The 23203-nt window shown below is 73.3% G+C and carries 24 protein-coding genes and 1 riboswitch; of the genes, 7 read left to right on the top strand and 17 right to left on the bottom strand.

Going from position 1 to position 23203, the window contains the following annotated elements; all coding sequences use genetic code 11:
• Positions 1 to 103: 103 nt before the first annotated feature.
• Entirely contained in the window at positions 104 to 244 is a 141-nt protein-coding gene (locus tag ABD324_RS06140) for a hypothetical protein (protein WP_344413244.1), read from the bottom strand.
• A 215-nt stretch (positions 245 to 459) separates the two neighbouring features.
• Positions 460 to 551: riboswitch (SAM riboswitch) on the top strand.
• Positions 552 to 698: 147 nt separating this feature from the next.
• On the opposite strand from ABD324_RS06140, the gene ABD324_RS06135 reads away from it, so the two are divergent.
• Positions 699 to 941 carry a hypothetical protein gene (locus tag ABD324_RS06135; protein ID WP_344413242.1) on the top strand — a complete coding sequence of 81 codons (243 nt, stop codon included), beginning with the start codon at positions 699 to 701 and terminating at the stop codon, positions 939 to 941.
• 9 nt (positions 942 to 950) lie between these two features.
• Here the strand turns inward: ABD324_RS06135 and ABD324_RS06130 are convergent, their stop codons facing one another.
• The 3 genes from ABD324_RS06130 to ABD324_RS06120 form a co-directional block, all read right to left on the bottom strand.
• Positions 951 to 1391, bottom strand: a complete 441-nt coding sequence (locus ABD324_RS06130; RefSeq protein ID WP_344413240.1) for a nucleotide triphosphate diphosphatase NUDT15 — start codon at positions 1389 to 1391, stop codon at positions 951 to 953.
• Between the two features lie 80 nt (positions 1392 to 1471).
• Positions 1472 to 3019 carry an acyl-CoA synthetase gene (locus ABD324_RS06125; protein ID WP_344413239.1) on the bottom strand — a complete coding sequence of 516 codons (1548 nt, stop codon included), beginning with the start codon at positions 3017 to 3019 and terminating at the stop codon, positions 1472 to 1474.
• Between the two features lie 77 nt (positions 3020 to 3096).
• Complete coding sequence (locus ABD324_RS06120) at positions 3097 to 4242, bottom strand: TetR/AcrR family transcriptional regulator (RefSeq protein WP_344413237.1); 1146 nt, start codon at positions 4240 to 4242, stop codon at positions 3097 to 3099.
• A 113-nt stretch (positions 4243 to 4355) separates the two neighbouring features.
• On the opposite strand from ABD324_RS06120, the gene ABD324_RS06115 reads away from it, so the two are divergent.
• The 5 genes from ABD324_RS06115 to ABD324_RS06095 are packed head-to-tail and all read left to right on the top strand — an operon-like array spanning position 4356 to position 8330.
• Positions 4356 to 5537: a lipid-transfer protein gene (locus ABD324_RS06115; protein ID WP_344413235.1), complete on the top strand. Its 1182-nt coding sequence runs from the start codon at positions 4356 to 4358 to the stop codon at positions 5535 to 5537.
• The gene (locus tag ABD324_RS06110; RefSeq protein WP_344413233.1) at positions 5534 to 5965 is read left to right on the top strand and encodes a MaoC family dehydratase N-terminal domain-containing protein; all 432 of its coding nucleotides are present in this window, start codon (positions 5534 to 5536) and stop codon (positions 5963 to 5965) included. The genes ABD324_RS06115 and ABD324_RS06110 overlap by 4 nt, the downstream gene beginning before the upstream one ends.
• Positions 5965 to 6348, top strand: coding sequence for a MaoC/PaaZ C-terminal domain-containing protein (locus ABD324_RS06105; RefSeq protein WP_344413231.1), 384 nt, complete (start codon positions 5965 to 5967; stop codon positions 6346 to 6348). Before ABD324_RS06110 ends, ABD324_RS06105 begins: the two co-directional genes overlap by 1 nt.
• A 9-nt stretch (positions 6349 to 6357) precedes the next feature.
• Positions 6358 to 7188: an SDR family NAD(P)-dependent oxidoreductase gene (locus ABD324_RS06100; protein ID WP_344413229.1), complete on the top strand. Its 831-nt coding sequence runs from the start codon at positions 6358 to 6360 to the stop codon at positions 7186 to 7188.
• Positions 7185 to 8330, top strand: a complete 1146-nt coding sequence (locus tag ABD324_RS06095) for an acyl-CoA dehydrogenase family protein (RefSeq protein WP_344413227.1) — start codon at positions 7185 to 7187, stop codon at positions 8328 to 8330. Before ABD324_RS06100 ends, ABD324_RS06095 begins: the two co-directional genes overlap by 4 nt.
• Before the next feature lie 217 nt (positions 8331 to 8547).
• Here the strand turns inward: ABD324_RS06095 and ABD324_RS06090 are convergent, their stop codons facing one another.
• From ABD324_RS06090 to ABD324_RS06080, 3 genes are read right to left on the bottom strand one after another with little or no spacing between them, the layout of a single operon-like run.
• Complete coding sequence (locus tag ABD324_RS06090; protein WP_344413224.1) at positions 8548 to 10020, bottom strand: carboxylesterase/lipase family protein; 1473 nt, start codon at positions 10018 to 10020, stop codon at positions 8548 to 8550.
• Positions 10017 to 10844, bottom strand: coding sequence for an alpha/beta fold hydrolase (locus tag ABD324_RS06085; protein WP_344413222.1), 828 nt, complete (start codon positions 10842 to 10844; stop codon positions 10017 to 10019). The genes ABD324_RS06090 and ABD324_RS06085 overlap by 4 nt, the downstream gene beginning before the upstream one ends.
• Complete coding sequence (locus tag ABD324_RS06080) at positions 10844 to 12100, bottom strand: MFS transporter (protein ID WP_344413220.1); 1257 nt, start codon at positions 12098 to 12100, stop codon at positions 10844 to 10846. The genes ABD324_RS06085 and ABD324_RS06080 overlap by 1 nt, the downstream gene beginning before the upstream one ends.
• 104 nt (positions 12101 to 12204) lie before the next feature.
• Here ABD324_RS06080 and ABD324_RS06075 point away from each other — a divergent pair, with 104 nt between their 5' ends.
• The gene (locus tag ABD324_RS06075) at positions 12205 to 13173 is read left to right on the top strand and encodes a LacI family DNA-binding transcriptional regulator (protein WP_344413218.1); all 969 of its coding nucleotides are present in this window, start codon (positions 12205 to 12207) and stop codon (positions 13171 to 13173) included.
• Between the two features lie 16 nt (positions 13174 to 13189).
• Here ABD324_RS06075 and ABD324_RS06070 read toward each other — a convergent pair whose 3' ends face one another.
• The 10 genes from ABD324_RS06070 to ABD324_RS06025 form a co-directional block, all read right to left on the bottom strand.
• Positions 13190 to 14095, bottom strand: a complete 906-nt coding sequence (locus ABD324_RS06070) for an ABC transporter permease (protein WP_344413216.1) — start codon at positions 14093 to 14095, stop codon at positions 13190 to 13192.
• Positions 14096 to 14098: 3 nt separating this feature from the next.
• Positions 14099 to 14935 (bottom strand): ABC transporter ATP-binding protein, encoded by an 837-nt coding sequence (locus ABD324_RS06065; protein WP_344413214.1) that lies wholly within the window; start codon positions 14933 to 14935, stop codon positions 14099 to 14101.
• Positions 14926 to 15723: an ABC transporter permease gene (locus tag ABD324_RS06060; protein WP_344413212.1), complete on the bottom strand. Its 798-nt coding sequence runs from the start codon at positions 15721 to 15723 to the stop codon at positions 14926 to 14928. Before ABD324_RS06060 ends, ABD324_RS06065 begins: the two co-directional genes overlap by 10 nt.
• The gene (locus tag ABD324_RS06055) at positions 15720 to 17024 is read right to left on the bottom strand and encodes an ABC transporter substrate-binding protein (protein WP_344413210.1); all 1305 of its coding nucleotides are present in this window, start codon (positions 17022 to 17024) and stop codon (positions 15720 to 15722) included. Before ABD324_RS06055 ends, ABD324_RS06060 begins: the two co-directional genes overlap by 4 nt.
• Before the next feature lie 148 nt (positions 17025 to 17172).
• Positions 17173 to 18096, bottom strand: coding sequence for an NAD-dependent epimerase/dehydratase family protein (locus ABD324_RS06050; protein ID WP_344413208.1), 924 nt, complete (start codon positions 18094 to 18096; stop codon positions 17173 to 17175).
• A 31-nt stretch (positions 18097 to 18127) separates the two neighbouring features.
• A complete protein-coding gene (locus ABD324_RS06045) occupies positions 18128 to 19537 on the bottom strand; it encodes an amidohydrolase family protein (RefSeq protein WP_344413206.1) in 1410 nt (469 codons plus the stop codon).
• Positions 19538 to 19597: 60 nt separating this feature from the next.
• A complete protein-coding gene (locus ABD324_RS06040) occupies positions 19598 to 20302 on the bottom strand; it encodes a GntR family transcriptional regulator (RefSeq protein ID WP_344413205.1) in 705 nt (234 codons plus the stop codon).
• Positions 20303 to 20357: 55 nt separating this feature from the next.
• The gene (locus tag ABD324_RS06035) at positions 20358 to 20873 is read right to left on the bottom strand and encodes a flavin reductase (protein ID WP_344413204.1); all 516 of its coding nucleotides are present in this window, start codon (positions 20871 to 20873) and stop codon (positions 20358 to 20360) included.
• Positions 20870 to 22159 carry a styrene monooxygenase/indole monooxygenase family protein gene (locus ABD324_RS06030; RefSeq protein ID WP_344413202.1) on the bottom strand — a complete coding sequence of 430 codons (1290 nt, stop codon included), beginning with the start codon at positions 22157 to 22159 and terminating at the stop codon, positions 20870 to 20872. The genes ABD324_RS06035 and ABD324_RS06030 overlap by 4 nt, the downstream gene beginning before the upstream one ends.
• A 151-nt stretch (positions 22160 to 22310) precedes the next feature.
• Positions 22311 to 23174, bottom strand: a complete 864-nt coding sequence (locus tag ABD324_RS06025) for a FadR/GntR family transcriptional regulator (protein ID WP_344413200.1) — start codon at positions 23172 to 23174, stop codon at positions 22311 to 22313.
• Between the last annotated feature and the right edge of the window lie 29 nt (positions 23175 to 23203).

Raw genomic sequence — 23203 nt, 5'->3', positions numbered from 1 at the left:
GGCCGCGCGCGGACGCCGGACCGCGTCCGGCACGGCGGAGCCCGAGCGGCCGATGCCGTGACGGCGACGACGGCGGCGTGTCAGCGACGAGAGCGCGGCGGGATCAGCGACAGGGGCGCGGACACGCGGCGGCCGTGGTGCGACCGAGGTCGATCGCGAGGCGCCGGGTCAGGCCGGCCGAGAGCACACGCAGGCGCAGGTCACCCGACAAGGTGACGAGCGCGAAGGGGTGCACGGCAGGCATGCACAGATAGTGACATCCCGGACATGGTCCGTCCAACTCACGGAACTGATCGCTACCGATAGAGGAACCTGATCGGCCGGCGCGGGGCGGAAGCGGCTGTGCCGCAGGGGAAGGTGTCCGGACCTTTGCCCGTTCCGACCTCGTCCTCCCGCCCCTCGGAACCTGAGCGTTCATGTTCTTGACAGGGTCGTTCCGCTCGGGGTTCAGTGCAGGGGACTCCATCCGGAGCGGCCGAGAGACCCGGCTCTGTGACGCCGCAGCAACCCGCAGACCACTGCAGGGTGCTTCCGCCGGGATTCGATGGGAGAACATCGTGCTCGCCTCACCGCGCGTGCCGGGCTTCGGTGCCTGGTCGAAGAGGCGCCATGTGGACTTCTGCCGGACCGGGGCCGCGCTCTGTCGGTGACGGCCGCCCCCGCCTGCCGTCCACCTCGCGCCCCGCCCGGAGACGATCATGTCCGCATCCCTGTCCTCGCCCTTCTCCTCGCCGTCGTCCGCGTCCTTCCCCACCCGCGACGACCGCCTCACCGACATCGGCGACCAGCTGCTGGAGTCGCTCGAGGCCCTCGTCGACCGGCACCGCTCGCTGCGGGCCGCCGCCGGGGAGGCCTCACCCAGCGAGCTGATCGCCGCCGAGGTCGCCCAGCACCTGGCGACCGCCCGCTCGGCGCTGCGGCGCACCCCGCGCCTCCACTGACCGGGCCGGTCAGCGGAGCGGGTGGATCGCCCAGCCGGCGAGGTCGGTGCCACCCCGCCACGCGTGCAGCACGGCGGCGCTGGGGGAGAAGAGCGGCTCCGGGAGGTCGTCGGGCCGGCACCACCGCCACTCGTCCATCGCGTGGGGTTCGAGCACCTCGGGCCGGGCATCGGCACCGACCTCGGCGTGGACCGCGAAGGTCACGTTGCTGCCCGCGGTGCGGACGCAGACGGCCAGGACCCGCGTCCCGGCCACCCGCAGCCCGGCTTCCTCCGCAGTCTCCCGGACGGCGGCGGCCACCGGCGTCTCCCCACCCTCGAGATGTCCGCCGGGCAGACACCAGCTCGGCGACTCGCCCGCGGTCACGCGATGCCCGACCAGGACGGTGCCGTCGGGCCGGGTGAGGACGACGCCGACCCCGACGGCCGGGCGGGGGAGGGGCGCGTCCACGGAGCGAGGGTCTCACCTCGCCGGCCCACCCGGCAGCCGGGCGTCACCGACAGCACCGGCTCCGCGACCGCCGCACCGAGTCAGTGGATCTGGCGCTCCCGACCCGCCCAGTGGACGGCCCGGAGCTCCCGCTTGAGGATCTTGCCCGCCGCCGAGACCGGCAGGGCGTCGACGAACTCCGCGCTGCGCGGTGCCTTGTACCCCGCGATCAGGGTCTTGGCGTGCTCGCGCAGCTCCTCGGCCGTCAGGGTCTGCCCCGGCCGGAGGACGACGACCGCGTGCACCCGCTCGCCCCACTCGTCGTCGGGCACCCCGATCACGGCGCAGGAGGCCACGGCGGGGTGGGCGGCGAGGGCGTTCTCGACCTCCGCCAAGTAGACGTTCTCCCCGCCGCTGACGATCATGTCCTTGATCCGGTCGACGACGTGGACGTAGCCCTCGTCGTCCATGAAACCGCCGTCGCCGGTGTGCATCCACCCGTCCCGCACCGCGGCCGCGGTGGCCTCGGGCTGCTCCCAGTAGCCGAGCATCACGTGCCCGCCGCGCGCGACGATCTCGCCGACCGTGCCCCGCGCCACCTCCCGGTCCTCGGCGTCGACGATCCGGACCTCGGAGTGCGGCGCCGCCCGGCCCGCGGCGCGCAGCCGCTCGGTGCGGCGGTGGTCGTCCGGGCTCAGCAGGGTGGCGACGGGGGACAGCTCGGTCATCCCGTACGCCTGGGTGAACGCCGCGTTGGGGAAGGCCTTCATCGCACGCTCCAGCACGGCCTGGGCGATCGGGGAGGCGCCGTAGAGCACGGTGCGCAGGCTGGTGAGGTCGTGCTCGGTGATCTGCGGGTGGTCGATCAGGATCTGGATCATCACCGGGACCAGCAGCGCGTCGGTGGCGCCGTGCGTCGCGATCGCCTGCATCACCGCGACGGGATCGAACGCCGGGACGATCACGTGCGTGCCGCCGGCCGTGGTCGTCGCGTTCCAGGCCGCCAGGTCGGCGAGGTGGAACATCGGTGCGGCGTGCAGGCACCGGGTCCCGGGGCCGAAGAGGTAGCCGGTCGAGAGGAGGCCCATGGCGGACACCATCAGGTTGGCGTGCGAGAGCATCACGCCCTTCGGGTGCCCGGTCGTGCCGCCGGTGTAGAAGAGGCCGGCGAGCGCGTCCCCGCCGCGGCGGGCGTCGGGAACCGGATCGTGGCCCGCGACGAGGTCCTCGTAGGAGACGGCGTCCCCGGGTGTCGGGCCGTCGCCGGTGTGGATCACGGTGCCCAGGTCCGGGGCCGCCTCGCGCAGCGCCGGGATCATCGGGGCGAACGCGTCGTCGACCAGCAGCACGCGGGTGCCGGAGTCGCGCAGCGAGTAGGCGATCTCGACCGGGCTCCACCGGATGTTGACCGGGTTGAGCACGGCGTCCGCCCACGGCACCGCGAGCAGGTACTCGTGGTAGCGGTCGGAGTTGAGGGCGAGCATCGCGACCCGGTCCCCGGGGGCCACGCCGTGAGCCCGAAGGGCCGCGGCGAACCGTGCCACCCGGTCGGCGACCTCGGCGAAGGTGCGCGTCCGGTTCCCGAAGACCGTCATGACGGCGTCGGGATGCTGCTGGACCGCGCGGTGCAGACCCTGCGTGAGGTACACGAGACCACTCCTTCGTGAATCGCCGTGAGTGTGTGGAGCCCCACACTACGACGAATCGGCCAGAAAGTGAACCGGTGCTAGTCCAGATCCAGCGTGGCGACGGCGAGGGCGGCGGTGTGGGCGACGTGGCCCGGCCGGGCACGCAGGTGGGGGATCCGGCACAGGCTGTTGACCACCGAGAGCGCGGCGTGGGCGCGCAGCCGGCACTCGGCCTCGTCCCGGTCGGGGCGGTCCCGGCGCAGCAGGGCGACCCACTCGGAGACGTAGTCCCGCTGCGCGCGGCGGAAGGTGCTCCGCAGGTCCGCCGGCACGTGGACCACCTCGCTGAGCAGCACGCCCACGATCGCCGGATCGTCGGCGACGAAGGCGCTGTAGCGGGCCGCGAGCCGGCGCAGGGCGTCGGCGGGGTCGGTCGCCCTGGCGAGGTCGTGGTGCAGGGTCAGCCAGAGTGCCTCGTTGCCGCGCTGCAGCACCGAGGCGAGCACGTCCGCCTTGCTGGCGAAGTGGTTGTAGACACTCGGGCCGGCGATCCCGGCGGCCGCGCCGATGTCGTCGAGGCCGACCGACGGGTAGCCCCGCTCCGCGAACAGCCGGGCCGCGACACCGAGCAGTGCCTCCCGGCGCGAGGCCGGCCGCAGGCCGCCGTCCATGGGGGCGACGACCCCGTCGGCCTCGGGCAGCGGCGCCGAGCACACGGCGCGGGCGGCGCCGAGCAGCACGGCGGAGAGCCGGTCCGGGTCGACGTCCATCCCGTGGTGGGCGGGGCTGTCCAGCACCGAGAGCGCGGCCCAGGAGCGGAGGTCGCGCTGGTCCGCGGGGGCGGCGGGGATCCCGGCCGCCACGGTCGCGGCGATCCCGCGCAGCCGGTGGCGCACCGCCCGGCGCGCCTCCGGGCGGAGGTGGCCGGCCTCCCGGCCCCACAGCGCCCCGAACTCGCGCAGGTCCGCGGTGTGCGCGGCGAGGGCGGCCACCGGATCCGCGGAGGCGGAGGCCACCTCCTCCATGCGTGCGAGCTGCCCCTCGAGCACGGTGAGCAGCAGCTCCTCCTTGCTCCGCACGTGCCGGTAGAGCGCTCCCGCCCGGATCCCGACGTCCTCGGCGATGTCGGCCATCGCGACCTGGTGGTAGCCGTCGCGGCGGAACCGGCGGGCGGCCGCGGCGAGGATCTGTGCGCGCCGGTCCGCCGGTCGCCGCCGCGGGACCTCGCGGGCCTGCACGGTCATCGAGTGCCTCCTGCTGGTGTCGGCCCGAACTCTAGCGGTTGTTCTCTTCCGTCGGACGGGATCGGTGTTACCGTGCTGCTGCTACTAACCATAATTCACATAGGAGGACCGACATGGGCCAGCGGGTGACGGTCGCGGGAGTGGGCATGGTGCCCTTCGCGACACCCAGCCGGAGCGAGCCCTACGACGTGCTGGCCGAGGGGGCGGTCCGCGCCGCGCTGGCCGACGCGGGGGTGGAGCTGGACGCGGTGCAGCAGGCCTACGCCGGCTACGTGTACGGCGACTCCACCAGCGGTCAGAACGCCCTCTACCGGGTCGGGATGACCGGCGTCCCGGTCGTCAACGTCAACAACAACTGCTCGACGGGCTCGTCGGCGCTGTTCCTCGCCCGGCAGGCGATCGCGTCGGGTGCGGCGGACTGCGTGCTGGCCTTCGGGTTCGAGCAGATGCAGCGCGGTGCGCTCACGGAGCACTGGGACGACCGGCCGAGCGCGTTCGGGCGGTTCGAGGTCGCCCTCGGGGACGCCGGCAACCCGGACGTCCCGCTGGCGCCGCGGTACTTCGGTGCCGCGGGACAGACCTATGCGGACCGCTACGGCACGGCCCCCGCCGTGTTCGCGCAGATCTCGGTGAAGGCCCGTCAGCACGCGGCGAACAACCCCTACGCGGTGTTCACCGGCCAGCTCACCGTCGAGGAGGTCCTCGCCTCCCCGCACATCACCGGCCCGCTGACCCGGCTCCAGTGCTGCCCGCCCACCTGTGGTGCGGCCGCGGCGGTCCTCGTCAGCGAGGAGTACGCCCGGCGGCACGGCCTGCGCACGGACGTCGCGATCAAGGCCCAGGCGATGACGACCGACACCCCGTCGAGCTTCGCGGGCGACCCGATCCGGCTGGTCGGGTACGACATGTCGAAGGCCGCGGCCACGCAGGTCTACGAGGCGGCCGGGGTCGCTCCCGAGGACGTCCGGGTCGTCGAGCTGCACGACTGCTTCACCACCAACGAGCTGCTCTCCTACGAGGCGCTCGGGCTGACGCCGGAGGGCACGGCGGAGAAGTTCATCGCCGACGGCGACAACACCTACGGCGGCCGGGTCGTCACGAACCCGTCGGGCGGGCTCCTCTCCAAGGGCCACCCGCTCGGCGCCACGGGGCTCGCGCAGTGCGCCGAGCTCACCTGGCAGCTGCGCGGGGCGGCCGGCGATCGCCAGGTCGACGACCTGTCGATCGCCCTGCAGCACAACATCGGTCTCGGCGGCGCGGCCGTGGTGACCCTGTACGAGAAGGTGTCCCGATGATCGATCCCGACCGGGCCAGGGCGGTGGTGTTCGAGCCGGTGACGGTCACGCTCGACCGCGGCCGGCTGGCGTTCTTCGCCGCCGCCACCGGACAGGAGGACCCGGTCTACTCCGACCTCGACGCCGCGAAGGCCGCCGGTCACCCGGACGTCCCGGTGCCGCCGACGTTCCTCTTCGGACTGGAGACCGAGCGGCCCGGCGCCTTCGCCTACCTGGTCGAGCTGGGCGTCGACCTGCGCCGGGTGCTGCACGGCGAGCAGTCCTTCACCTACCACTCGCTCGTGCACGCCGGGGACACCGTGACGCTGCGGCCGAGGATCACGGAGGCGTACCCGAAGAAGAACCTGGACTTCCTGGTGAAACACACCGAGATCACCCGGGACGGCGAGCCCGTCCTGGACGCCGTCACGACGATCGTGGTGCGGTGATGGACGTCGGCGACACCCTGGAGCTGGGGGTCCCGGCGATCAGCCGGACCACGCTCGCCCTGTTCGCCGGCGCCTCCGGCGACCACAACCCCATCCACATCGACCTCGACGTCGCCCGCGGCGCCGGCCTGGACGACGTCTTCGCCCACGGCATGCTGTCGATGGCGTACCTGGGCCGGCTGCTCACGGACCGGTTCCCGCAGGAGCGGATCCGCTCGTACCGGGTGCGCTTCACCGCGATCACCCCCGTGCACGCGCAGCCGACCTGCACCGGACGCGTCACCGCCGTGGCCGACGGGCTGGCGACGATCGAGCTCGCCGTCACCCTCGCGGACGGCACCACCACCCTCACCGGCGACGCCGTCGTCGCCCTCGACCACTAGGGACTCCTCATGGGAAAGCTGGACGGCAAGGTCGCACTGGTCACCGGCTCGGGCCGGGGGATCGGTGCGGAGATCGCCCGGAAGCTGGCGGGCGACGGGGCCGCCGTGGTGGTCAACGACCTCGACGACGCCCCGGCCAAGGAGACCGTCGCCGCGATCGAGGCGGCGGGTGGGCGGGCGGTGGCCTGCGTGGGCAGCGTGACCGAGGACGGCTTCGCCGAGCGCTTCGTGCAGACCGGCGTGGACGCGTTCGGCGGGCTGGACATCCTCGTCAACAACGCCGGCTACACCTGGGACTCCGTGGTCCAGAAGATGTCCGACGAGCAGTGGGACGCCATCCTCGACGTGCACCTCAAGGCGCCCTTCCGGATCCTGCGCGCCGCGCAGCCGGTGATCTCCGGCCTCGTCAAGCAGGCTCGGGCGGCCGGGGAGCCGGTGCCCTGCCGCAAGGTCGTGAACATCTCCTCCATCGCGGGCCTGGGCGGCAACGCCGGGCAGGCCAACTACGCCGCCGCCAAGGCCGGCGTCACCGGGCTGACCAAGGCCCTGGCCAAGGAGTGGGGCCGCTACAACGTCACCGTGAACACGGTGGCGTTCGGGCTGATCGCCACCCGGCTCACCGAGACCCCGGCGGGCGGCGACGGCACGATCGACATCGAGGGCCACGAGATCAAGGTCGGGGTGAACCCGGACCTACTGGTCGCGATGGAGCAGCTGATCCCGCTGGGCCGCAGGGGAACCGCGGCCGAGGCGGCGGGTTCGGTGTACCTGTTCTGCATCCCGGAGTCGGACTACGTCAGCGCCCAGACCGTGATCTGCGGCGGCGGTCTGCTGCTGTGAAGCGGCTCCTGTTCGGCGCCGACCACGAGGACTTCCGCGCCGCCGTGCGGACCTTCCTGGCGAAGGAGGTGGTCCCGCACGCCGCGGAGTGGGCCGAGGCGAAGATCGTCCCGCGCTCGTTGTTCGCCCGGGCCGGGGAGCTGGGACTGTTCGCGGCGGTTCCCGAGGAGCACGGGGGAGCGGGCGTCGCGGACTTCCGGTTCAACGTCGTCGTCGCGGAGGAGGCGGCCGCCGCCGGGGTGGTCGCGCCGATGCTCGGCCCGCAGCTGCAGGCCGACATCTGCATGCCCTACTTCCTCGGGCTCGCCGATGTGGCACAACGGGAGCGCTGGTTCCCGGGCATCGCCGCGGGCGGGCTGATCACCGCGGTGGCGATGACCGAGCCGGGTACCGGATCGGACCTCGCCGGGATCCGCACGACGGCGGTCCGGGAGGGCGACCACTACGTCGTCGACGGGGCGAAGACGTTCATCACCAACGGCATCAACGCCGATCTGGTGATCACCGCCGTGCGAACCGGCGACCATCCGCACCGCGGGCTGTCGCTGCTGGTGGTCGAGCGGGACACGCCGGGGTTCGCGCGCGGCCGCACGCTCGACAAGATCGGGCTGGCCGCGCAGGACACGGCGGAGCTCTCGTTCACCGGCGCCCGGGTTCCCGTGGCGAACCTGTTGGGGGAGGAGGGGACCGGGTTCGCCGGGCTCACCCGCAACCTGGCCCAGGAGCGGCTGTCCTGTGCGGTGTCCGCCGTGGCCCAGTCGGCCGCGGCACTCGGCTGGACGGTCGAGCACGTGCGCTCCCGGCAGGCGTTCGGCTCACCGATCGGCGCGCTGCAGAACACCCGTTTCCGGCTCGCCGAGCTGGCGACCGAGATCGACATCGCGCAGCAGTGGGTGGACCGGTGCGTCGCCGAGCACCTCACGGGGGAGCTGACGGAGGTCGACGCGGCGAAGGCCAAGTGGTGGACCACCGAGCTGCAGGGCCGCGTGATGGACACCTGCCTGCAGCTGCACGGCGGCTACGGCTACATGCGCGAGTACCCGATCGCGCACGCCTGGATGGACTCCCGGGTCTCCCGGATCTACGCCGGGACCACCGAGATCATGAAGGAGATCATCGGGCGGTCGCTCGCCCTCACGTGAGCCCGTCCCCGACGACCGTGTCCGAGGGGGGCTCGACCGTGAGGCCGTGCGCAGCCGCGGCTGCGGCGAGCCGGTCGTCGCAGGTCACGAAGGACCCGAGATCGTCGCGCACCAGGAGCGCCGTCGCGAGGTGGATGGCGGAGAGCGAACGGAGCCGAACGGCGGCAACGGCTGACCCCCGCCGCCGCCGTTGCCTCCACCATCGCCTCTACTGCGCTCACAACCCGTGGACCGGGCGCCCGTCCCAGGCGGTGCGTTCGGGGCCGGCGGCGTCGGACACGGCGGCGGACACCGCGTCGAACACCATGGTGGTGCGCGCCGAGGGCTCGTAGCGGGCCCAGCCCGGGTCTCCGGTGCTCGCGAACCTCACCCAGGTGGAGTGCATCTCCCCGGCCAGCTCCTTCGGGGGTTCCGGGCCGAACAGCTCCCGGGCCGCGGCACCGCCCGTCGTCAGGAGGTCGAGGTCGTCCCGGACGAAGGGCAGCTCGAGGCCGTGTGCCGCGTGCCGCAGCGGCGGCAGTGTGTCCGGCTGCCAGCGGAACTCGTAGATCCACGTCGGTGCCGGGCGAGACTCCGCGAAGCGCAGCGTCGGGATGCGGAAGCCCCAGTCCGTCCAGGCGGCCTCGACCAGCGAGGCGTGGTCCGTGATGCCGCGCGTGCCCCGGTAGACCGCGCGCAGGGCGCCGTCGACGCGCACGGCCCGCCCGATCCCGCGGCGCAGCATCGGGGCCAGCGGCCCCGCCACGTCCGCGATCGCGGCGGTGAGCCCGATCATCTCGTTGCGCGTGGTGCCGGCCAGGACGGGCACGTCGGCGGTCCCGGGGACCGACGGCAGTGTCTCGGTGTCGTGCACGCCACGGAACGGGCTGATCAGCAGGGGTGCGCGGCGCCCGACGAGCAGGCCGAGGGCGAAGCGTTCGAGGGCCTTGCGCGTCGCCTCCGCCGTGCGCGGGAGCGACACCCCGGACAGCCCCTCCACCGTGGGCGCCACCCGCAGCATCCGCGCGACCTGCCGGGTGACCTTCCGGGCCTCGTCCGCGTCGACCGTGGCCGCGGGATGCCCGCTCTGCGCGATCGCCCGCGCGAACAGGCCGCGCGAGGCCGGCATCGCGAGCTGGTCGAACGTCGCCACCGCCCCGCCGGACTGCCCGAAGACCGTGACGTTGCTGGGGTCCCCGCCGAACGCGGAGATGTTGCGCTGCACCCACTCCAGCGCCGCGGTCTGGTCGCGCAGCCCTCGGTTGTCGGCCGCGCCGTCGACGTGGAGGAAACCGTCGATGCCCAGCCGGTAGTTGACGCCGACGTGCACCACCCCGGAACGCGCGAACGAGTGCCCGCGGTAGCCCGGGAGCGAGCCGGCGCCGAACACGAAGCCGCCGCCGTGGAAGTGCACGAGGACCGGGAGCCCGCGGGCGCCGGGGTCCGGCGTGGTCACCTCGAGGGTGAGGCAGTCCTCGCCGGTCTCCGGCGCCGCGTACAGCGCGGTCATCGGGTTCGGGTCGGACGGCTGCGGCGGGGCGACCCCGGGCCGGGTGGCGTCCCGCACGCCGTCCCACGGTTCGGGCGGTTGCGGCGCCCGGAACCTGTTGCGGCCGAACGGCGGCGCGGCGTAGGGAAGCGCGCGGAAGAGGTGGACGCCGTCGTCGAGCAGGCCCTCGACGGTGCCGTACTCCGTGCGGACGCGGGTCATGGGTGCTCCCGTCGTGCGTTCGCGGTCAGCTCGGCCACGATCTCGGGCCAGAGCGGGCGGGGCAACTCGTGGCCCATCCCCGGGAGGATCGTCAGCCGTGAGCCGGGGACGGCCTCGTGCAGCGCCTTCGACGCGACGGCGCTGATCAGCCGGTCCCCGTCGCCGTGCAGGATGGTCGTGGGCACCGTGACCCCGCGCAGGGCGTCGGTCCGGTCCCCGGAGGTCAGCACCGCCGCCATCTGGCGTTCGACGCCGTCCGGGTCATGGCCGCGGTCGTCCATGAGTCCGCCCAGCTCGCGCAGCCAGTCCAGGTCGGCCGGGTAGCCGGGGGACAGGCACGGCTGCTCGTTGCGCAGGTACAGCTCCACCGCCTCGGCCCGGTCGCGGGCGCGGGGCGCCGCCATCCGCTCGTCGACCAGGTCTCGGCCGGTGAAGTACGCCGAGCCGGGCGCCGTGTAGACCAGGCCGAGCGAGCGCACGTCCTCCGGATGGTCGAGCACGAGCTGCTGCGCGATCAGCCCACCCATCGACTGGCCCACGACGTGCGCCGGCGCGAGCTCCAGGGCGGCGAGCAGGCCGTGGGCGTCCCCGGCCATGTCGGCCACGCCGTACCCGCCGGCGGGGAACTTCTGCGACAGCCCGACGTCCCGGTTGTCGAAACGGACCACCCGGAACCCGGCGTCGGCGATCTCCCGGCACAGCTCCGCCCGCCAGCCCAGCAGGTGTGCCCCCAGGCCCTGGATCAGCAGCATCGGCTCCGCGCCGGCGTCCCCGATCGCGTCCCAGCAGATCCGAACGCCCGACGGGGTGGTCGCGATCGGCATCAGCGGACCCCTCGCACACCCATGATCACCGCACCGGCGACGATGGCGCACACCGCCCCGAACACGTACAGCGCCACGTACCCGCCGAGCCAGGTGATCAGGGCGCCGGCCAGCGCGGCGGACAGGATCTGCGGCAGCCCGGTGGCCACGGCGAGGATCCCGAAGTCGCGACCCTCGTTCTGCTTGTCCGGCAGGACCAGCGACATCACCGCGAGGTCGACGGCGAAGTAGGTGCCGATGAACGCCCCGGACAGCACGGCGTAGACCAGCATGCCCGTCCAGGTGGGGCTCAGGACCGGGATCAACAGGCTCAGGCACAGCCCGACCGAGCTGATGCCGCAGAACAGCTTGCGCCGGTCGAGCTTGTCGGCCAGCCACCCCAGGCCCGTGGCGACCAGGACCCAGGCCAGGACCGTGATCGTCGTCAGGGTGCTGACGGCCACCGCGACGTCGCCGCCCGGGAGGTTCTCGACGCCGATGTAGTCCTGCAGTGTGTAGTAGAGGTAGCCGCTCACGGTGAAGTAGGCGAGGAAGAAGCCGAACCGGCTGACGAAGGCCAGCGAGAAGTCGCGGCTGCGGAACGCCGCGAGGAAGGCGCCGGGGGAGCGGGTGGCCCGTTCGGGCCGCGGCATCCCCACCGAGGACGGCTCGCGGGCGCCGCCCAGCAGCAGCCCGGTGCCGACCAGCACCATCACCGCGACCACGGAGTATCCCCAGACCTGGCTGACCCGGCTCGCGATGTTGACCCCGACCAGCACCCCGATCGGCGTGGCGAGGCCGATCAGGGCCGAGGCCAGGCCGCGCCGCCGCACGGGAACCCGGTCGGGCAGGATCGCCGCGGCCGCGCCCTGGTAGAAGTTCGCGACGAACCACAGCAGCGCGTACACGACGGCGAGCAGCGGAAGTGTGCTGGTCAGGCCCATCAGGACGGCCAGGACGGCGGAGAGCACCGCGGTCACGGCGATCCAGGGCGCGCGGCGCCCGAACCGGGACCGCGTGCGGTCCGAGACCGCCCCGCCGATCGGCAGCGCCAGCATCGACGCGACCGCGGCGAGCGTGGTGAGCACCGCGAGGCTGCCCACCTTGCCGGCCGGGTCGATCGCGGCGACCTGGGCCGGCAGCAGGATCTGCTGGATGCCCTGGAACAGCGCGAACATCGCGGACAGGGCCGTCACGAAGAAGGTCAGCAGCCGGCCGAGGCCGACCCGGTCGGCGTCCGTCGGTCTGGTGGTGGTCTCGACTTCGCTGTCGATCATGGCTGCTCCGGCGCTGGTCGGCGGTACTAATTCGTATTAGTGATGCGGTACGGTAGACCGGGTCCCGCGAGGGCGCAAGAGAGGTGGGCAGGTCGTTGGCACGGGTGACTGCGCGAGACGTCGCGCGGGCGGCGGGGGTCTCGCAGGCCACGGTGAGCTTCGTGCTCAACGAGCGCGCCGACCAGTCGATCTCCGAGGGCACCCGCCGGGCCGTGCTCGAGGCGGTGCACCGGCTGGGGTACGTCCCCTCGGGTGCCGCCCGCAGCCTCCGCCGGGGCCGGAGCAACGTGGTGCTCTGCCTGATCCCGGACATCCCGGTCTCGCAGGCGATGGAGGAGTTCCGGCGCACGCTGAGCCAGGTGCTGGGGGAGTCCGGACTGACCTGCGTGTTCCTGCACACCGAGGGCGGGATGCGGCTGGCCGAGCTGTGGCCGCACGTCCATCCCGCGGTGGTCCTGTCCTTCGGCCGGCTCGACGACGCGGACGCCGAGCAGATCCGGCGCACCGGCGTGGCCCTGGTCGACGACGTCCTGGGGCCCAACGGCGTGGCGGCGCACGGCCTCGACCAGGCGCAGGTCGGCGACCTGCAGGTGCGACACCTCGCCGCGCGCGGGCACACCCGCCTCGGGTACGGCGCCGTCGTCGACCCGCGGGAGGACGCCATCGCCGGCCAGCGCCTGTGCGGCGCCGAGGAGGCGTGCCGCGCTCTCGGGCTGCCCGCGCCGGTGGTGGTGCCGGTCGACTACACCCCCGAGAGCGGGCTCGAGGCCGTGGGCCGCTGGACCGCGGCCGGGGTCACCGCGGTGGCGGCGTTCAACGACATCGTGGCCCTCGCCCTGCTGTCGGGCGCCCGCGCGCTCGGGCTCGACGTGCCGGGCCGGCTCGCCGTCGTCGGGGTCGACGACCTGCCGGTCGCAGCCCTGGCCCGCCCCGCCCTGACGTCGGTGGCCATCCACGCCACGGTGCCCGCCACCGCGCTGGCCACCCTGATCCTGGCCGAGGCCGGGAAGCCGGCACCCGCCGGCTCACCGCCGGGGCCGGCACTCCGGCTGGTCGTGCGCGGGTCGTCGTGAGCGTCGGCTCGGCCCGTCACTCCGCCCAGCGGGTGATCCGGGCCGAGATCGCCTGCACCGCACGGAGCATGACGAAGGTCAGCAGCACGAAGACCACGGCGATCACGGTGATCCGGTCGACCAGGGTGAACTGCACGGCCTTGCCCATCATCCAGCCGAGGCCCTCCTGGATCCCGTAGATCTCCGACGCCAGCAGCACGCTCCACGCCAGCGGGACGGCGACGAGTGCGGCGCCGCCGAGCTCGGGCAGGATCGCGGGCAGCACCACGCGGCGCTGGACCGCGAACGCGCCCAGGCCGAGGCTCCGCGAGTAGCGGACGACGTCGAGATCGAGGTTGGCGACCGCCGTCATCGTGGCGACCAGCATCACCAGGCCCACCGCGAAGGCCACGAAGGACACCGACATCGCCGAGGTGGCGCCGAACCACAGGGTGAACAGCGGGCCGAGCGCGAGCACCGGGAGCGTGCGCAGCAGGGTGGCGATCCCGAAGCCCGCGTTGCGGACGGCCCGCGACGCGGACATGAGCAACCCGAGCAGGACGCCGGCGGCGAGGCCGAGGACGAAGCCCACGAGGATGCGGCCGACCGAGATCGCCCCGTGCTCGACGAGCGCGGCCAGCCCCATCGGCCAGGTCCGCTCGCCGCCCGCGGACGGCGGGGTGCCGCCGAGCCAGCCGGTGTAGTAGTCCGCGAGGCCGGGCAGGCCGTAGCGGGCCACGTGCACCAGGTCCGGCATGACGAACTCCGGATGCTCCACACCCCGGGTGACCAGCAGCGACACCGCCTCCCAGAGCAGGGCCAGCACCACCACCCCGACGGCCACCCGCCGGGGCCGGAACAGGGTCCGCGACCGCGTCCCGAAGGAGCCGGGCGCCGCGCGATCCGGCCGCCGTGCTCGCCGGTCCAGGACGGGAGCAGCCATCGCTCAGCCCTCCCCGAGGATGTCGAGCAGCTCCCGCCGCAGGTCCTGCGCCTCGGGCAGGGCCCGGAGCTCCTCGCCCCGCGGGCGCGGGAACGCCACCGGGACGTCCATCGCGATGCCGCCGTCCTTCACCACGACGATGCGGTCCGCCAGCACGAGGGCCTCGTCGATGTCGTGGGTGACGAAGCAGATGGTCTTGCCCGTCTCGGCCCACAGCTGCAGCAGCAGGTTCTGCAGGCGGCTGCGGGTGAAGAAGTCGAGCGCGCTGAACGGCTCGTCCATGAGCAGCACGTCCGGGTCGTTGGCGAACACCGCGGCGATCGCCACCCGCTTGCGCATGCCGCCCGAGAGCTGGCGCGGCCAGGCCCGGCGCCGGTCGTCCAGGCCGACCTCGGTGATCAGCCGGTCGACCCGCTCGCGGTACTCCCGCGGCGGCACCCCCCGCATCCTCGGCCCGAACGCGACGTTGTCCTCGACGCGCAGCCACATCGGGATGGCGTCCTGCTGGAAGACCATCCCGCGGTCCGCGCCGGGGCCGCTCACCTGCTCGCCCGCGGCCTCGACGGTGCCGCCGGCCGGCGCGATCAACCCCGCCAGGCAGCGCAGGAGGGTGGACTTGCCGTGGCCCGAGGGCCCGAGGATGCAGGTGAACTCGCCCTGCGGCACCTCCAGGTCCACCCCGTCGATCGGGCGCACGACCTGCGTGCCCTCGCGGTACTCCAGCACCAGGTCCCGGAGGCGGAACGCGGGGGCCGCGGTGTGACCGGTCGCCTCCGCCCGTGGTGCCGCGGCGAGGTCGACCGCTCCTGCGGACTTCACTGCCATGGACTTCACTGCCATGCTCCGCTCCGTTTCGCGAGTCTGGCCACGGCCAGGTCGCACACCAGTGCGACCAGGCCGAGCACGATGATCACCGCCATGACCGACGGGACGTCGCCGGTCTTGGCGCGGACGGCGATGACCCGTCCGACACCGGTCTCCGAGCCGAACAGCTCGGCGACGACCTGCAGGCTCCACGCCGCGCCGAGCGCGACCCGCACCGCGGACGAGGTCGCCGGTGCGACGGCGGGGAGGACGACGGTCCGCAGCCGGGCCGCCATGGCCACGCCCAGCGTCGCCGCGTACTCCTCGTAGCGCGGTGCCAGCCGCAGGGCCGCCGCGAGGGAGGCGACGGCCACCGTCACGTAGCTGAAGAACGCCACCAGGATCCACTGGCCGACCGGCCCGAAGCCGAACCAGATCAGCGCGAACGGTGCGGCGACGACGACCGGCACCACCCCGAACACGTAGAGCACCGGATCCGTCAGGTCCCGGACCCACTGCAGCCGTGCGGCGACGACCCCGGAGAGCCCGAGCGCGCTCCCGACCAGCCAGGCCGTCAGCACGATGCCCGCGGTGTAGCGCAGGTTCCCCAGGTAGCTCGTCTCGGACAGGCCCAGGTAGGCCAGGCCGGCGCTGCCGCCGAAGTTCCGGACGAGGTTCTCCACGACGTCGATCGGCGCGGGCAGGACGGCCAGGTTGTAGACGGCCAGCGCGATCAGCTGCCACACCGTGAGCAGGACGGCCACGCCGACGGCCCGCCAGAACCAGGCGGACCACCGGGCGCGTGCCGGGACGGCTGCGGTCACGAGGCCGCCTTGGCGGCGAGGGCGACACGGTAGGCGTCGAGGTAGTCGAACTGCGCGTACAGCTCCTGGGCACGCGCCTTCTGCGTGCCGTCGGGCAGCTGCGCGAGCAGGCCGTCGGTGGCGGTCCGGTAGGCGCGCAGGTCCTCGTACACCTGGGTCGCGATGCTGACCTCGGACGGGCTGTGGTCGCGGACGAGCGCGCCGCCGGCCTTGAGGTTGGCGATCCGGGCGGCCACGGTGCGGTCCAGGTTGGACGGGTCGTTCGTGTCCGTGAGGAACTGACCGGCCTGGTCGAAGCCCCGCAGGGAGTACAGGCCGTTGGAGAACATGCTCGCCGTCTGCGCCACCGTCAGGTTGCTGCCGGTGTAGCTGTTGACGTAGTCGGTGTACTGCGCCGCCGCCTTCTGCGGGTCCTTCTCGAGCTGGTCGATGATCCGGTACAGGACCCCGGAGAACCGCAGCAGGGTGTTGTAGTTCGCCTCGGCGAACTGGGTGGTCGTGACGTAGACCGAGTGGGCGTTGCGCAGCTCCAGGGTCTGGTCCGGCGGGAGCGCCTTGATGATCTGACCGACGGTGATCAGCGGTTCCCAGCCCGCTTCCTGCAGCTGGGTCTGCCCGACGGCACCCTCGGGTGCGGCGAACACGTCCTGACCGGCCTGGGCCGAGCGGATGATGTCGGGCTCGGAGAGCCGGACGGCCTTGACGTCGTCGAGCGTCAGCCCCGCCTGCTTCAGGGACAGGGTGTAGAAGGTGGGGGCGGTGCCGTCCGGCAGTAGCAGGGTCTTGCCCTTGAGCTGTGCCATGACGGTGCTCGCGGCCTGCTGGAACGTCTGGCCCTGGGCCATCAGGGCGTCGACGGTCTGGTAGCGGCCCTTGGGCGCCAGGATCCGGTTGCCCATGAAGACGTTCGACACCATGAAGGCGCGGACGTTGCTGACCGTGTCGAGCTGGGGAACGATCGCCGGCATGTAGCTGGACCCGACCTGGACCTGGCCCTCCAGCACGGGGGTCAGCGACTTGGCGAGGTCGGTCTGCAGGCCGTCGGGCTGGGTGAAGGTGATCCCGGCGTTCTCGAACCAGCCCTGGCGGGCGCCGATCACGCCGATGAGCTCGTCGCCGTACGGGGTGAACCCGACCTTGAGCTCCTTGCGGGGGATGTCGGTCCCGGGTTCGGGGTTCAACCCGCGCGGCAGGGCCGGTGCCGTCGACTGGTCCTGCTGCGGGGCGGCGACGCTGCAGGCGGTCACCGCGAACAGCAGTGCCGCGGCCGTGACCAGGGCCCGGACGTGTCGTCTGGACATAGTGGACAGAGCTCCTCGGGATAGGGGTGCCGCGGTGTCGTGCCCGCAGGGGCGGCGTCGGGCCGTGGCAGGGGGAACGGGTGTTCGTGCCGGTCGGCCGGCGGCGCTGCCGGGTGGTGGGGTGGACGGGCGGGCACGGCCGGTGCCCCTAGTGCACCGGCGTGTCCTCGGCGCGGCGGAGGTACCTTTCGTAGGCGGCGATCCCCTCGGCGAGCGACCATCGGGGCCGGTAGCCGATCTCGGCCGCCGCCAGGTCCCCGACGAGCGGGCCCTGCCGTTCGGGCTCCTCCGCACCGGGGTCCGGATCGAAGCGGACCTCGGTCCCGGGGACGACGGCGGCCGCGGCCTCGGCGACCTCGGCCGCCGTGGTGGCCCGGGGCCCGGTCACGTTCATGACCCGCCGGGTGACGGCGGGTGCGGCCCAGGCCAGGACGACGGCCTCCACGGCGTCGTCGACGTACACGTACTGGGCCGGGACGTCGCCCGCGTACGGGACGACGGTGGGGACCCCCGCGCGGGCACTGTCGAGCAGGTCCCGGATGAAGCAGGACGTGCGTCGGCCGGGCCCGTAGACCGCCGCGATGCGCAGGGCGACGCCGTCGACCCCGTGCTGGGCGGCGTAGGCGAGCACGAGGGACTCGCCCGCGGCCTTGCTGGCGGCGTACACGCTCGTCGGGTGGGTCCGGGTCTCCTCGGTGACGGGGACCGGGTCGGTCGGGCCGTAGACCGACAGCGACGAGCAGTACACGACCCGGCCCAGCCCGTGGGTCCGGGCGGCTTCCAGCAGCGTGGCCGTGCCGCCGATGTTGACGTCGACGACGGCGCGCGGGCGGTCGACCGCCACCATCGGACCGGAGAACGCGCCGCAGTGGATCACCGAGCCGACGGACTCGCGCTCGACGATCCCGCCGACCGCCGCCACGTCCGTCACGTCGCAGGCGACGACGCCCTCGCCGGGCACGATGTCGATCGCGACCACCGGCACCCCGTCCGCGCGCAGCCGGGCGGCGACTCCGCTGCCGATCAGGCCGGACGCGCCGGTGACCAGGACCTTGCCGGTTCCGCTGCTCATCGGCGGACCTCCCTTCCGGACGAGGAGCACATCAGGTGAGCAGGGCGTCGTCGAGGGGGTGGGTCTCGAGGAACCGGCCGACCGGGCCGGGATCGTGGAAGCCCGCCTCGTCGAGGACGACCCGGCCGCCCGAGACGACGTGCTCCGGCCATCCGTAGAGGGTGAGCCCCTGGTAGGGGGTGTAGTCCGTGGCCATGTGCAGGTCCGCGGCCTCGGTGGTGCGGCAGGCCGCGGGATCCACCGTGTAGAGGTCGGCATCGGCGCCGGGGCCGATCCAGCCCTTGCCGTGCAGGCCGTTCAGCCGCGCCGCGTTGGTCGAGGTCAGCGCGACGAAGCGCTCCAGCGAGACACCGGCCTGCTCCACGAGCGCGGTGTACGCGGCCGGGATCCGGGTCTCGACGCCGGGCAGGCCGTTGGGCATGTGCCGCACGTCGTGCTTGGTCGCGGTCTTCTGCCCCAGGGTGAAGCAGCAGTGGTCGGAGCCGATCGTGTCGACGTCCCCGACCAGGGCGGCCGTGACCAGGCCCGCGCGGGCCCGCTCGTTGCGCAGCGGGGGACAGCACACGAACCCCTCGGCGCCGGGCTTGTCGTAGACGGACTCGTCGAGCAGCAGGTAGTGGGGGCAGGTCTCGGTGTAGGCCCGCAGCCCCTGGCGCCGGGCCGCCCGCACCTGGGCCACGGCCTCGGGGGTCGACTGGTGCACGAAGTAGACCGGGGCGCGCAGGTGCTGCGCGGTGGCGAGGACCTGGGCCACCGCGGCGTTCTCGGCGAGCTCCGGGCGGGTGGCGGGCAGGTGCCCGGCGGAGATCCGGCCGTCGTCGACGGCCAGGGCGAGGGCGTCGGAGATGACATGGTCGGCCTCGGCGTGGACGTAGCCCATGCCGCCGAGCCGGTGCAGCGCGCGCAGGACCGCCAGCACGGTCTCGGGTTCGATCATCCGCTCGCCGCGGTAGGTCGTGAACATCTTGATCGTCCGGATCCCGAGCGTCGCCAGCTCGGTGATCTGCCCGGCGAGCTCGGGCTCCCAGCGGACGAGGCCGCCGTGCAGGGCGTGGTCGGTCCGCGCGATCGATCCCTCGCCGAGCCGGCGCCGGGCGCAGTCGACCGGGCTCTCGGTGGCCGACTCGGGGATGGCGAAGTTGACCACCGTCGTCGTGCCGCCGTGCAGGGCCGCGATGGTGGCGCTCTCGTAGTCGTCCTGGCCGGCGTGGTCGCCGACGATCTCCCCGATGTGGCAGTGCGGGTCCACCCCGCCGGGGAGCAGGTACCTGCCCGTGGCGTCGATGTGCCGCGCGGCCGGCGGGACGGGGGCGTCGGGCGCCAGCAGCGCGCGCACCGAACCGCCGGAGACGACGACGGTCGCGGGCTGCCGGTGCGAGGCGTTGACCACCGTGCCACCGGTGATGACGAGATCCGCCGGGGCGGGGCCGTCGGGGTTCATGTCGGGCAGGTCCTCTCGTGGATCGGGTGGGGCACAGCTGGGCCCGGTGGGCTCGGTGGCTCAGCCCAGGATCGTCTCCAGGTCCACCTCGGGGGTCTCCCGGTGCGGATCGATGCCGGCCTCGATGGCGTCGAGGTGGTCGATGACGGCCCGGCGAGCGCCGTCGGCGTTCCCGTCGGCGATTTGCCCGACGATCGCGTCGTGCTCGCCGAGCCGGCAGCTGTCGGGGGTGGCGCCGCCGTAGAGCAGGATGGTCAGGCAGGTCAGTGTGGCCAGCTCGCGCATCGGCCGGGCGAGGAAGGCGTTGCCCGCGAGCTCGGACGCCACGATGTGGAACTCGCCGGAGAGCCGGATCACCGCGCGGTCGTCGTTGGCCGCCCGGGCGTCGGTCTCGAGCAGGACGTGCTTGCGCAGCAGGTCCACCCGGTTCTGGTCGCGGGCGGTGGCCAGCGCCGCGACCACGCTGGGCTCGATCACCCGGCGGGCCTCGAACACCTGCCTGGCCTGCTCGAGGGTCGGCTTCGCGACGTGCGCGCCGCGGTGCGGCACGATCTCGACGATCTGCTCGTGGCTCAGGCGGCTGAGCACCTCGCGGATCCGGGCCCGGCTCACCTTGAACACCGCCCCGAGGCGCTCCTCGGCGAGCTTGGTGCCCGGCGGGAGCCGGTGCTCGAAGATCGACGTGAAGATCTTCTCGTAGATCTCCTCGTTCGTCCGCTCACCGGTGCCGCGCCGGGTGGCGTCCGGCGGCTGCGCGTTCTTCACAGGGTCCGTCCTCGTCCTCGTGCCCGCGGATCCGTTGCGGCTCCGCGCATCTCGTTCAGGCCACGCTCATGGCGTGGTACTCGCGGCCGAAGTAGACCAGCCCGGACGGGGTGTCCCCGACCTGTACCGCGAGCACCTTGCCGACGATCACCGAATGTGTCGCCACCTCCGTCACCGAGAGCACCTCGCAGTCGAAGGACGCCGAGGCGCCGTCGAGCACGGGGGACCCGGTCGCCAGCGCGGCCCAGGAGGCGGCGGCGAACCGCTCCGGCATCGCGAGCCCGGCCAGACCGGCGAACACCTCGGAGAGCGGGCGCTGGTCCGCGGCCAGGCTGTTGACGCAGAACACGCCGTTCTCGCGCAGCGGCCCGTTCTGCGTGCTCCGCCGGTTCATGCAGAGCAGCAGCGTCGGCGGCTGGTCGCTCACCGAGCACACGGCCGACGCGGTGAAGCCGAGCCGCCCGGCCGGCCCGTCTGAGGTGACGACGTTGACGGCGGCGCCGAGGCGCGCCATCCCGTCCCGGAAGCGGCCGCCGCTCGCCTCGGCGGGGTCGGGGGAGTGCGGGGTCATGCCGGCACCGGCTCGGCGACCCGCGCGGGGTAGGTCCGGGCGAACTCCTCGGCCACGCGCCGGTCCTTCAGGGCCGGGAGCATCCGGTCCGGGCGCACGAAGCCGTTGAACAGGGTGTCACCCGCGTCGGGGTTCTGCGCGGCCGTCCGCATCACGAGCCGGGTGGTGTCGTCGGCGACGCCGAGGAAGTGGTTGTTGAAGGTCCACGAGTTGCGGCCGAAGTGCGTCCACAGGTCGGTGCTGATCCGGGTCAGGAACTCCTCGTCGTAGTGCTCGCCGCCGTGCTCGTTGATCACCGACGCGAGGAAGTCCGCCGACCGGTTGGCGAAGTTGCCGCCCTGCCCGGCGATCGGGTCGAACGTGATCGCGGTGTCGCCCACCGGGATCACGAGTCCGCCGGAGGGCAGCCGGCCGAACGCCTCGCGCACGACCGGGGTGAACCGGCCGGCGAGCCAGCCGTGCGGGTCGTCCTCGATCAGCTCCATGTCGTCGGCGATGTGTGCCTCGTAGGGCATCGTCGCCCTGACGATCTCGCGGGCGGCGTCCAGGACGTCCCCGGCGCTGCGGGCGGTGCCGAACCGGTCCATCAGGCTGCCGGGCCGGGCCTCCAGCAGGAGCGACATCGTCGCGCCCGCGGTCTTGTGGTGGTAGGGGACCCAGAAGTACTCGCCGGTGTCGTCGATGCGGTTGAACTTGATCGGCGCGTAGGGGACGCGGTCGGCGAACCAGTCCCGGACGTGGCCCGTCCGGCTCCGCACGATGACCATCGCGAGGTTGCGCTGCGGCTCGGTGAAGCTCCGCGCCGGATCGACCGCGATCGCCGACGCCAGGTCGGCCTTGCCCGCGGCGAGCACGGTCAGGTCGGAGGCCGCGGCGATGGCGTCGAGCCGGGCCGGGGTCACGCTCTCGATGACCAGCCGGCCGCCGCGGGGCTCGAGGTCCTCCAGCCAGCGGCTGACCCGAAGGCGCTGGTCGATGGCGCTGCCCGGGCGGCCGTACTCGTTGCGGCCGGCGATCGACAGCGGCGCCGCCCCCGGGGTCGGGATCCCGTCGTAGAGGAAGCCGTGGCCCTGGAAGGCATCGCGGGACCAGAAGTCCATCCCGAGCTTGCGCTCGATGTCCACGACCTCGTCGTAGATGTAGGCCGAGCCGGTCGGCTTCGACTCGTTCAGCCACTGGTCCGGAGTGCGGTCCGAGTAGAGCGTGACGTCGTGGCCGCCGGCGAGCAGGCCGTAGGCGAGCACACATCCTGCCGGGCCCGAGCCGATCACTGCGATACGTGACATGAGTCCTCGGTTCGTCGTCTCGGGAAGCGCCGGACGCGCGCCCCCGTCGGCTGCCGACAGTATGGTCGACACCGTTGTCAACAAAGAGGTCGGCAAGAACGTAGCGCGGTGTTCACAATCCGACACGTCGCTGTTGCACGAGGTCGGAGGCTCAGCCGGCCGCCGGCCGGGGCGGCCCGCCGAGCGGCGGGAGGTCGACGTCCAGGCGGCTCGCGACGGCCAGCGGATCGGCGACACCGAGGGCGGCGAGCGCCGGGTCCGCGGTGAACTGGGCGAACTGGGTCCGCAGGTAGAGCTGCATGGCGGTGGTGGCGCCCTCGCCGTCGTGCGCGGTGACGAAGGCCAGCAGCCGCCGGCGGTCGGTCCGGAAGGCGGACACCCGCTCGAGCCAGAAGTCGCGGCCACGCCCGTCGAAGGCGGTCAGCTGGAGCTGGACGGTCACCTTGACCAGGACGCTCTCGATCGCGAGCAGCAGCGGATCGTGCGCCGCCGCGGACACGGCGATCTGGAAGGCCGCCGGTGCGGTCGCGATCTCGCGCACCGTGGCGCCGTGCGGCGGCGCGTCGGACCGGTCGAGGAGCGCGGTCATCCGTGCGATCTCCTCCTCGGTCGCGTGCTCGGCGGCCCGCCGGGCCGAGTAGCCGCCCAACAGGGTCCGCAGATCGAGGACCTCGACGATCCCGACCCGTTCGACCTGCATGAGGGTGCGCAGCGAGGTGTCCAGGAAGGCGCCGACGTCCGCCGTCACGTAGACGCCGCTGCCGTGCCGGACGTCGACCAGCCCCATCAGGTCCAGCGCCCGGACGGCCTCGCGCACGGTCGGCTGGCTGACCCCGAAGTGCCGGGCGAGATCGCGCTCGCCGGGCAGCCGGGCGCCGCGGGGGAGCCGGCCCGCGGCGATGTCCCCGCGCAGCGACGCGACGATCTCCCGGGCGGCGCGGTCCTTGCCCGGGATCGGGGACAGGCCGACGGTCGGGGCGGGCCGGCGGGTCCCCGGAGCGGCGCTGTCCGTCACACCGGAAGCCTACTCGGCGACCCGCCGAG

It is taken from the genome of Pseudonocardia ailaonensis, from assembly GCF_039531635.1.
Taxonomy (GTDB): Bacteria; Actinomycetota; Actinomycetes; order Mycobacteriales; family Pseudonocardiaceae; genus Pseudonocardia; species Pseudonocardia ailaonensis.
Note: the sequence above shows the minus strand (reverse complement) of the source record. Positions and strands in the feature narration are given on the sequence as shown.

Coding starts and splice junctions, on each gene's coding strand:
- ABD324_RS06140 (WP_344413244.1), bottom strand. CDS start 244: ATGCCTGCCGTGCACCCCTTCGCGCTCGTCACCTTGTCGGGTGACCTG.
- ABD324_RS06065 (WP_344413214.1), bottom strand. CDS start 14,935: ATGGCAGTGAAGTCCATGGCAGTGAAGTCCGCAGGAGCGGTCGACCTC.
- ABD324_RS06080 (WP_344413220.1), bottom strand. CDS start 12,100: ATGATCGACAGCGAAGTCGAGACCACCACCAGACCGACGGACGCCGAC.
- ABD324_RS06135 (WP_344413242.1), top strand. CDS start 699: ATGTCCGCATCCCTGTCCTCGCCCTTCTCCTCGCCGTCGTCCGCGTCC.
- ABD324_RS06115 (WP_344413235.1), top strand. CDS start 4,356: ATGGGCCAGCGGGTGACGGTCGCGGGAGTGGGCATGGTGCCCTTCGCG.
- ABD324_RS06085 (WP_344413222.1), bottom strand. CDS start 10,844: ATGCCGATCGCGACCACCCCGTCGGGCGTTCGGATCTGCTGGGACGCG.
- ABD324_RS06050 (WP_344413208.1), bottom strand. CDS start 18,096: ATGAGCAGCGGAACCGGCAAGGTCCTGGTCACCGGCGCGTCCGGCCTG.
- ABD324_RS06090 (WP_344413224.1), bottom strand. CDS start 10,020: ATGACCCGCGTCCGCACGGAGTACGGCACCGTCGAGGGCCTGCTCGAC.
- ABD324_RS06100 (WP_344413229.1), top strand. CDS start 6,358: ATGGGAAAGCTGGACGGCAAGGTCGCACTGGTCACCGGCTCGGGCCGG.
- ABD324_RS06035 (WP_344413204.1), bottom strand. CDS start 20,873: ATGACCCCGCACTCCCCCGACCCCGCCGAGGCGAGCGGCGGCCGCTTC.
- ABD324_RS06105 (WP_344413231.1), top strand. CDS start 5,965: ATGGACGTCGGCGACACCCTGGAGCTGGGGGTCCCGGCGATCAGCCGG.
- ABD324_RS06030 (WP_344413202.1), bottom strand. CDS start 22,159: ATGTCACGTATCGCAGTGATCGGCTCGGGCCCGGCAGGATGTGTGCTC.
- ABD324_RS06110 (WP_344413233.1), top strand. CDS start 5,534: ATGATCGATCCCGACCGGGCCAGGGCGGTGGTGTTCGAGCCGGTGACG.
- ABD324_RS06070 (WP_344413216.1), bottom strand. CDS start 14,095: ATGGCTGCTCCCGTCCTGGACCGGCGAGCACGGCGGCCGGATCGCGCG.
- ABD324_RS06045 (WP_344413206.1), bottom strand. CDS start 19,537: ATGAACCCCGACGGCCCCGCCCCGGCGGATCTCGTCATCACCGGTGGC.
- ABD324_RS06120 (WP_344413237.1), bottom strand. CDS start 4,242: ATGACCGTGCAGGCCCGCGAGGTCCCGCGGCGGCGACCGGCGGACCGG.
- ABD324_RS06055 (WP_344413210.1), bottom strand. CDS start 17,024: ATGTCCAGACGACACGTCCGGGCCCTGGTCACGGCCGCGGCACTGCTG.